The organism is Kingella pumchi, from assembly GCF_022288825.1.
GTDB classification, from domain to species: domain Bacteria; phylum Pseudomonadota; class Gammaproteobacteria; order Burkholderiales; family Neisseriaceae; genus Kingella_D; species Kingella_D pumchi.
Genome location: NZ_JAKOOW010000033.1, coordinates 119,861 through 127,763, shown reverse-complemented (window position 1 = coordinate 127,763; position 7,903 = coordinate 119,861). Strand labels below are relative to the sequence as shown.

The window sequence follows — 7,903 nt, the reverse complement described above, 5'->3', positions numbered from 1 at the left end:
GGTACAGGAGGACAAATACCCACGAAGATAAACAAATTCATTTCCTTCTTCGTTTCGCACGCGGTCGCCAAATTTAAATTGCTGTGTCATTTGTTTTCACTTCCGTATAATCCGCCGGCGTGATAATCCTGTTTCTTCCGGAAAACCCGCCATGTTTGTTCATTACTTCGCCAATGACGGTAAATTCGCCATTGCGCAGTTCTGCGCGTTGCAACATGACTTTCATTTTTACATTGCCGTTTTTATTGGTAAGTATGGTTTCACGGAACTTCCAACCTGTTTCTTCTTCAAAAATCTGCCGGCCGATTTCCAGCAGCGCGCATTCTTTTTGCGATATAGTTTCTTTCAGGTATTTGATTTCGGCTTCTAAGTTGTTGTAGCGGACTTTCTTTGAAATCAACAATTCTTGATTCATAATTTGCTCCTAAAATGGGATGCCGCTATCGTCATCTGACGGTGGCGCTGCATTTCGTGCGGCGGGCGGCGGTGGCGGTTCTTGGTTTGCAGGCGGGGCAGGCTGCATGTGGGCTTCGTTGCCGCCGAGCATTTTCATTTCGTGGCAGATAATCTCGTAGGCGGTGCGCTCGATGCCGTCTTTGCCTGTGTATTTGCGGCTTTGGATTTTTCCTTCGAGATAGACTTGGCTGCCTTTTTTCAGGTATTGGCCGGCGATTTCGGCAAGGCGGCGGTAAAGGGTTACGGCATGCCATTCTGTGCGGGTTTGCTTCTGCCCCTGCTGGTCTTTCCAGCTTTCGTCGGTGGCGATGCTGAAATTACAGACAGCTTCGCCGTTGGGCATGTAGCGGGTTTCGGGGTCGCGGCCGAGGCGGCCGATCAGGGTTACTTTGTTTACGGTCATGGGCGTTGCTCCAGTTGTTTGATGATGGCTTCGGCTTCGGCGAGAAAGTCGGCGGCGGCCTGCTCTAGGCGCTCGATGGTTTCGGGGTCGCGCATGATGCGGATGCAGGCGTAGGCGTGGGGTTCGGGCAGGCGGTCGTCGTAACTGACAAAGTCGCACCATAGTCTGCCGGTGCAGGCCATCTGCCATTGCATCTGTAGGATGTATTCGCGCTTGGGTTGGCGGTGCAGTAAAAAATCAATGTGGGTGGCGGTGTTGGGGCATTTGATTTCCAGCAGGCCGTCGCTATCGACTAGGCCGTCGGGGGATGCGCCGCTATTGGCGATGATCGGGTGGAGTATCAGGCCGGTTTCGCTGACGTCGCTGCCGGTTTCGAGCAGGTACACGGCGCGGGCTTTGGGTTCCAGTTCGGTGCCGCGCTGCATTTCGCGGCTGCTGTAGCTTTCGGCGGAGCGGCCGCTCAGGCGCTCACTGATGATTTCGGCTTGGTAGTTGCGGTAGGCGGCGGTGTCGCTTTTGGCGATGATGTCTTTCATGCGGCTGGCGGTTACTTTGCCGCAGCGGGCGGCAAACCATTCTTCGGTGCGTTGTTGCATGGGGTTCCTGTGTTGGTTTTTTCAGGCTGCCTACTGGGGGATGTCGTCGGCAACGATGGTTTCGGCGGCAAGCTCTTTTAGGCGCTCGTGTTCGTCGGTGCCGATGATTTTGCGCTGCTCGGCGGACAGGCTCTGCCACCATGCGCGGTAGTCGTCGGTGCCGCGCTGGGCTTGGGCTTGGGCTTCGGCCAGCAGGCTTTGGCGCTCGGGGTGTTCGGTTTGGCCGGCAAAGGGGCTGGTCTCTTCGGGTTTGATGCCGTCGCCGGCGTCTTTGATGCGCTCGGCTTCGTCTTCGTCGTAAATGCCGGTGAATCCGAAGGCAAGGCGGGCGGCCTGTATCATGGCTTTGTGGCGCAGCATGCGGCGGGGGTGGGATTTCCAAGGCTGGGTGTTGCGGCGGCATTCGTCCATGTATTCGGTTACGACGATGGGATGGCTGCGGTCTTTGCGGTAGATGCGGCAGGTGCAGCTTTCTCCGTCCTGCTGGAAGTCCATGCCGTCGAAGTTGGGGTTGCCGTTGATGATGCGCGCCCAGCCGTCCACGCCGACAACGGGGGTGATGCCGCCGTTGCTGGGGAAAGCGTAAATCTCGCTGGTAAAGGGGTTTAGGTTGTATTGGGTGGCGACAATCAAGAGGGCGTTGAACTGGGCGTCGGTAACGTTGCCTTTGAAGGCGGTGGCTTTAAGGGTTTGCACCAGTTCGGCGGGGTCGCCTTGGATGTTGAATTGTTTGGCTAGGGCTAGGGCTTGGTTGTTGGCAATGCTCATAATGTGGCTCCTGTGAGTTTCTGAAAATGCGCTTGCGCTTTGGCTTGGCTGCTGAAGCGGCGCAGTGGTTTGCGGGTGCGGGATTGGGCGGCGCCGCTGAAGTCGAGTTTGACGGCGCTCATCGTGCCGATTTCCCACTCTTCGCCGCATCGGCGCAGGTAGTAGTGTTGTTCTTGCATGGTCTTTCTTTCAGGCTGCCTGAATCAGTCGGCGTATTGGTAGCGGCGGCCTTTGATGTCGCGGCTGCCTTGGCTGATTTTGGTGAAAAGTGTGATCAGGCGTATGCCTGTACTTTTGGCAGCGTCTGCGGCGCTGGGATAGGTGTGGGTTCGGCCGTTGGCGTGAATCACCTTGACGGGGCGGATGGCGCTATTGTTCTCCGGTGGCTCGCCTATCCATTCGGTGCGCCGGCCTTTTGCATCCGGCAGGCCGTCCATCGCCATGTAGCCGGCGGTGGTGGGGTTGATGCCGATATAGCGTGCCAGCTCTGCCATACTGGCAAATTCCCTGATGCTGCCGTCAGGGTGGATCAGGCGCGCCCGATGCGGCGGCCTGCCGGTGGGGCGGGACTTTTGCACTTCGTCCAACGGGCGGACTTTGCGGCCGTGGGTGATGGGTGGTGGTGGCTCGTGGCCAAGCAGAATCAGCCAGCTGTTCATGCGGCGTTCCTTTGTTCCCATTCGCGCTCGGCCTGCCAGCTGTCGATGGCTTTGCTCAGTTCGATGGTGGCGGCTTCTTCGAGCGCCGCCATAATCTCCGCCCAGCATTCGGCGCTGACTTTGCCGTGCAGGAAGCCTATGGTCTCGTCGGCCAGGTCGGCGGCAATGGTGGCGATGGCGGCGGGTTGTTTGTAGGGGCGCTCGATTAGGTCTTGGATTTGCTTGTCGGTAAGCATTTCGTTGTCTCCTTGTTGCAACCAGCCTGAATCTGCCGGGCAGGCTGTTTGCGGGTTGTACCGATTTGACACGTTTGGCAGGCTCGGTAAATACCTGCACTACTCACGGATGGGGCACGCCGTATAAGCCCCCAGCTGGGATGGAATAAGCAGATGAGCGTTTTTCAGGCGATGTACGGATTACGCTTAACCTCCTATGGTGGTCTATGACCGCCTATGGCTCCAGCACCACGCCGGCGGTGGGGTCTTGTTCCCACACTTCGGCCTGCTGGCGGGCGTATTCTTCAAAGGCGCAGTCTTCGGCTTTTTGGCGGACCGCTATCCACAATTCAGGCTGGCGGTCGGGGTCGGCCTGCGGCAGGCGGCCGCATTCGAGCTTGATGTTTTCCGGCTCGATAAATCCAATTTCAGGCTGCCTGAAAATGCTTTCGGGGTGGTGCGCGGTTTCGGTATCAAAGGCCAGCGCGCTGCTGATGCAAACCGCCGCAAACAGGGCGGCGCCGGCGATTAGGTCTAGGGGTTTCATCTCTTGCTCCTTAATCAATCAAAAAATTTAGGGTGGTAAAGGGGGCGCCGCCGGCGATAAGCAAGCGCATGGCGTCTTCGGCTTTCTGGCTGATGCGGCGGGTTTCGTCTAGCAGCCATTCGTGCCAGTGTTCGATTTGCGGCGGGTTGTTTTCGTCGCAGTTACCGACAAACTCGGCTTTCAGGATGCTTGCCGTTGCTTCGCAGTCGGCGAGCCAGTATTCGGCGTTGGCAATGGCGGCTAATTCGGCGGCCAGCGCGGCATCCAGTTGGCGCTCGTGGCGGGCGTCGGCTTCAGCGTAGGGGTTGTGCATCTGTCTCTCTCCTGACAAAACTGTTTACTGAAGCAGTCTGTTTCAGGCTGCTTGGATAAAAAGTCCCGAAGCCGTCGCGCAAAAGGCGGTGAATCTAAAGAACATGCGCGGCGGCTTCCTTCGTTCTGCTATCGACTTATTCCTTACCAGCTTCGCTTGTCCGGAACTGGCCGGGGCGTTAAAGCTTCTCGTACTGACTTGGCGGATTTCCCACTCCGGCCTGCGGCGTCTTGAGCGGTCGTCGGTGTCTGCGGTGTTGCGATGGGTGAATATTAGCAATTTGCTAAATATCATGCAATAGCAAATCGCTAATTATTTTTTATTTTCTTGTTTTAAAATATATTTATATTTTTGCTAATGCTTAAAATGAGAAAAACCGCCTTCAAGGCGGTTTTTGTGGGCGCAAAAAAAGCCGCCTGAACCAATTTCAGGCGGCTTTGGGGCTTTACATTATTTAACTGTTAGGGATGTACCATCTTCAAATAACACGGTATCAGGCTCATAAACAAATTTCAGATCTTCCGTTGGGGTGTCGGCAAGTTTTTCGTCATCACGCAACAATATATCCTTTTGCCCTTGCCAAGTGTAATCTTGGCCTGCTGCAAGTTTGCCGCCGTTGTCTTGGAAGTCGTTTTTCATTTCTAGCCGTGTTAATTCATCGCCAAACTTATCAAAAAATACGGTGGTACCTTTGATGCCGGTGATATTTTTTTGTGAATTGTTTTTAATTTTGAAACTGAAAATATCGTATTTTTGGAATGAAAATTGCCCCTCTTTCCTGTGGTGTTCAACAAAAATCACGCTGACGGCTTCATTTAACTGCTTGCGTTTCTCTTCCAGCTCTTTTCTAGCTTGTTCCTCTTCAGCTTTTTGCTCAAGTTCCTGCTTTTGTTGCGCTTCAATAAGTGCTTTTTGTTTTTCGATAAATGCTTTCTGTTTTTCGATCGCTTCCCCAATTGTTACTCCGTAAACAGCTTTGTCGTTACCTTCGCCACCAAACGCCCCGCCAAGTTCGGCACGAAGCAGATAGGCAACAACTAATTGCTTTTCTTCGCTGGATAACTTCCCAAGCTCTTCTGCGTGCTTCTCAATATCTTCTTTCTTGGTTAGTACGATGGATTTTGGGTCGGTGCACGCAGCCAAAAATGCTACCAATGTAACGGCTAAAAGTTTTTTCATCTCTGTTTCCTTTAAGTTTGGTTAAATAAAGTAAACGCGGATAATAGCCAAAGCGGGGGCGGCGCACAAGCGGAAATTAAGGGATTTGAAACGGCAGGCCGTTGCAGTTTGGCTGCGGGATGTGCGGCGGGCGGATGATGCCTGCCTGCTCGAAGTCGCCGGACAATTTGCACATGGCCGACGCAAACAGGTCGCCAATAAGTTGCTTTATCTGCCTGCGCTTGTAAAAGTACGTCCGCTTACAGATGTCGAACCTGTCCTGTATTGCGGTGCGCTTGGGGCGGCCGCTGAAGATGTTGCCGATCAGGGCATCGCACAAAAGCAGGTTGGCGCCGTTGTTTTGGCGCTCGATGTGGGCAGTCAGGTCGACAATGCCGTCGAGCTTAAGTCCGCCGGTGTAGTGCATTTCGATGACGGCCAACTCGGCCGGCTCGAGCAGCCTTTGCACGCGGGCGATAATCATCGCGCTTTGGGCGTGGTGTTCGTGCTGGGTCAGGCCGCTGCCGCCGCCTTTGACGCCTTTGCTCTGCAGCCAGTCGCAGACTTGGGCGGTGTTGCCCATCGGTTCGATACGCACAGCCCAGATTTTGTAGGCCTGCCGCAGGCACTCGTCTATATTGCGGTACATCCATTTCTCCGTTCCTAGGCGGCCTAAAACAAACCCTGCCACCGTTTTTCTTCCGCATCCGCGATTGCCGCTTCCGCCCCCTTGAAATAGCCTTCGTCTATCTCCATGCCGATAAACTTCCGCCCTGTATTAACACACGCCACGCCCGTGCTACCGCTGCCCATAAAGCAGTCCAGCACCGTATCCCCCTCATCGCTGCCATCCAAAATCAGGCGTTGCAGCAGTTCCACGGGCTTTTGCGTCGGGTGGATTTTGACGTTGGTGCTATGCGCCCCGCTGGAAAAGGATTTTTCGCAGATGATGTTGCCGGAGAACACCTTCCGTTGAGTTTTGCCATTAGTTGCAACCAGGATAAGCTCGTGCTGGTTTCGGTAGTGCGGCGACACACGCCCGACAATCTTGTCCCATACCAACATGTTTTTAATATCCAGCATGTCGGCCAATAACGGTTGCAAAAACGGAGCGGTTCGCCAGTCGGTAAACACATAGACAAACGCCCCTTGCTTTGCCACCCGTTTAAATTCGCCGAAAAGCTGCATGAAAAACGGCCTGAGCATGGACAAATCGGTAAACGTCGCCTTTTGTGCGTTATGGGTCATGCCGACATAATAGGGCGGGTCTGTCAGGATTAAATCCACGCTGCCGTCGGGCAGGGTTTTGAGCAAATCCAAACAGTCCCCTTGTAAGAGTTTTTTCATTATTTATACCTAATCACTTTTCAGGCAGCCTGAACCAGCCCCGCCTTTTCCAAAATAACCAGCGTCCGCATCACGCCTTCCGCGTGCGCCAGTCTCAATTCATCTTCCGTCAAATCTGTTCTCATCCTGCCGTCGATTGCGTCGTGGCAAGACGAGCAGGCGAACGCGCCCAGCAAATCGGACGGTTTGATACCGGTGCCGCACGTCCCCGCCAGACGGTAATGCGCCAGCACCACCGTTTCAGGGTTATGGTTGCAGATGCCCGGCAGCCGCACTTGGCAGCGTTGCCCTTTGGCCGCTTTTCTGATTCCGCCCATCACATCTCCATCATCTCTTCAGCCGCCCTTAACGCGGCTTCTTGGTTTTCAAACTTGGTCGAAAGCATCATGTTCCACGCTACTTGGAAGCAGGCGCGGTAGAAGTCATTAAAGGCTTCCTGATCCATTTGGGCGAAGCTGATGCTTTTGGCTTCTTTGCGGATGCCGGCGGGCGTCTCGTAGATGTCGTAATAGCCCGCTTCGATGGTGAGCCATTTGCGGAAGGCTTCCATGCTCTGCAAGACGGCTCCCACTTTTTCGCCGCGCTTTTTGGCGACGCCCAGCACAAACTCTTCGGCAAACTCGAGAAACAGGCCGCCGCTTTCGTGCATGGCTTCCAAGCGTTGGGCGAAACGCTGCACCATCGCCCGCTCGCCTTGGGTTACTAGTCCGCCGGTGGGCTGCCAGTATTCGTAGGCCAGCGGCAGCAGGCCGCCGAAAAAGAGTTTGTGGTGCTGGTAGCTGCGGTTGGAAAGCTGGGTTACTTTGACGCGGTAGGCTTTTCCTGCTTTCAGGCTGCGCAGGATTTCGGCGTCGGCGACGGTGGCCGCTGCCAGCGTGCCGGCGGGGGTTTTGACAACGGCGGCTTCAATCATGCCCTACTCCGTCCTTCAGGCTGCCTGCAAGGGCTTCGTCACGCAGCTGGGCAAAGGTTTTCATCGGCGCGATGTGGACGACGATGCGGGGGCTGTCGTCGTCGCGGAAGGTGTAGCGCTTGCCGATGCGGCAGTCGGCGACTTGTTTGTCGTCGTGGAAGGCGATGCCGTTCAGGGCGTCGAGTATGGCTTTGGCGATGTTGTCGGCGTCGGGCTTGGCGGTGGGGTAGATGTCGCCGGCCATGGCGGCGGCGCGTTTCTTTTTCGGCCACGACGCGGGGACGGGAAACCATGCGGTGACGCTGACGGCCAGGGCGGTGTGTTTGTCGGCTTTGGTGTAGCCCTGTATCGCGGCGGCCTTGAGTGCGGCTTCGCGCACGTCTGCTTCGTAGCGGCGGGTGTTGGCGGGGGTGTAGCTGCGCCCTGCTTTGGTAAAGCGCGGGCGGGCTTTGCCTTGGGGGATGCCGTTCACGCGGAACAGCAGTTCGGTGCTTTCAGGCTGCATCGGGGTTCCTTTCGTTTTTCAGG

At 55.5% G+C, this 7,903-nt stretch carries 15 protein-coding genes; all 15 read right to left on the bottom strand.

Translation table 11 applies throughout. The features are described from left to right. Positions 1-73 precede the first annotated feature (73 nt). On the bottom strand, positions 74-415 hold the full coding sequence (locus MB824_RS09525; RefSeq protein ID WP_238748268.1) for a hypothetical protein: 342 nt from the start codon (positions 413-415) through the stop codon (positions 74-76). A 9-nt stretch (positions 416-424) separates the two neighbouring features. Then, entirely contained in the window at positions 425-859 is a 435-nt protein-coding gene (locus tag MB824_RS09520) for a single-stranded DNA-binding protein (protein ID WP_238748267.1), read from the bottom strand. Then, entirely contained in the window at positions 856-1,455 is a 600-nt protein-coding gene (locus MB824_RS09515; RefSeq protein ID WP_238748266.1) for a lambda exonuclease family protein, read from the bottom strand. Before MB824_RS09515 ends, MB824_RS09520 begins: the two co-directional genes overlap by 4 nt. Positions 1,456-1,485: 30 nt before the next feature. After that, entirely contained in the window at positions 1,486-2,223 is a 738-nt protein-coding gene (bet, locus tag MB824_RS09510) for a phage recombination protein Bet (RefSeq protein ID WP_238748265.1), read from the bottom strand. Further along, complete coding sequence (locus MB824_RS09505; protein WP_238748264.1) at positions 2,220-2,402, bottom strand: hypothetical protein; 183 nt, start codon at positions 2,400-2,402, stop codon at positions 2,220-2,222. Before MB824_RS09505 ends, bet begins: the two co-directional genes overlap by 4 nt. A gap of 24 nt (positions 2,403-2,426) precedes the next feature. Further along, positions 2,427-2,882: an NUMOD1 domain-containing DNA-binding protein gene (locus MB824_RS09500; RefSeq protein WP_238748263.1), complete on the bottom strand. Its 456-nt coding sequence runs from the start codon at positions 2,880-2,882 to the stop codon at positions 2,427-2,429. Beyond that, positions 2,879-3,118, bottom strand: coding sequence for a hypothetical protein (locus tag MB824_RS09495; RefSeq protein ID WP_238748262.1), 240 nt, complete (start codon positions 3,116-3,118; stop codon positions 2,879-2,881). The genes MB824_RS09500 and MB824_RS09495 overlap by 4 nt, the downstream gene beginning before the upstream one ends. A gap of 214 nt (positions 3,119-3,332) precedes the next feature. Then, entirely contained in the window at positions 3,333-3,644 is a 312-nt protein-coding gene (locus MB824_RS09490; RefSeq protein WP_238748261.1) for a hypothetical protein, read from the bottom strand. A 10-nt stretch (positions 3,645-3,654) separates the two neighbouring features. Then, a complete protein-coding gene (locus MB824_RS09485; protein ID WP_238748260.1) occupies positions 3,655-3,957 on the bottom strand; it encodes a hypothetical protein in 303 nt (100 codons plus the stop codon). A 450-nt stretch (positions 3,958-4,407) separates the two neighbouring features. Beyond that, positions 4,408-5,136: a hypothetical protein gene (locus MB824_RS09480; protein WP_238748259.1), complete on the bottom strand. Its 729-nt coding sequence runs from the start codon at positions 5,134-5,136 to the stop codon at positions 4,408-4,410. 76 nt (positions 5,137-5,212) lie between these two features. After that, complete coding sequence (locus MB824_RS09475) at positions 5,213-5,764, bottom strand: hypothetical protein (RefSeq protein ID WP_238748258.1); 552 nt, start codon at positions 5,762-5,764, stop codon at positions 5,213-5,215. Between the two features lie 23 nt (positions 5,765-5,787). After that, positions 5,788-6,462 (bottom strand): DNA-methyltransferase, encoded by a 675-nt coding sequence (locus MB824_RS09470; protein WP_238748257.1) that lies wholly within the window; start codon positions 6,460-6,462, stop codon positions 5,788-5,790. 20 nt (positions 6,463-6,482) lie between these two features. Next, a complete protein-coding gene (locus tag MB824_RS09465) occupies positions 6,483-6,779 on the bottom strand; it encodes a DUF1364 domain-containing protein (protein ID WP_238748256.1) in 297 nt (98 codons plus the stop codon). Next, complete coding sequence (locus MB824_RS09460) at positions 6,779-7,375, bottom strand: DUF1367 family protein (protein ID WP_238748255.1); 597 nt, start codon at positions 7,373-7,375, stop codon at positions 6,779-6,781. Before MB824_RS09460 ends, MB824_RS09465 begins: the two co-directional genes overlap by 1 nt. After that, positions 7,368-7,880 (bottom strand): RusA family crossover junction endodeoxyribonuclease, encoded by a 513-nt coding sequence (locus tag MB824_RS09455; protein ID WP_238748254.1) that lies wholly within the window; start codon positions 7,878-7,880, stop codon positions 7,368-7,370. Before MB824_RS09455 ends, MB824_RS09460 begins: the two co-directional genes overlap by 8 nt. Positions 7,881-7,903 lie beyond the last annotated feature (23 nt).